Annotated in this window: 1 protein-coding gene; it reads left to right on the forward strand. The window is 66.7% G+C overall.

What is annotated here, in order from left to right:
• Positions 1-225 (forward strand): hypothetical protein (locus Xbed_RS20070; RefSeq protein WP_208612293.1); only part of this gene is annotated, 225 nt, incomplete at both ends.

Here is a 225-nt window from a genome sequence, read left to right on the forward strand (position 1 = left end):
GCGTCCTCTGATTTCCCGGCATGGGTTTCAGACTGGCTCGCCGCGGCTACCGACCGGGTGGCTGCCTCTTCTGCGTTCCCGGCATGGGTTTCAGACCGGTTCGCCGCGGCTGCCGACTGGGTGGCCGCGTCCTCTGATTTCCCGGCATGGGTTTCAGACTGGCTCGCCGCTGCTGCCGACTGGGTGGCCGCGTCCTCTGATTTCCCGGCATGGCTTTCAGACCGG

The organism is Xenorhabdus beddingii (assembly GCF_002127545.1).
In the GTDB taxonomy this organism is placed as follows: Bacteria; Pseudomonadota; Gammaproteobacteria; order Enterobacterales; family Enterobacteriaceae; genus Xenorhabdus; species Xenorhabdus beddingii.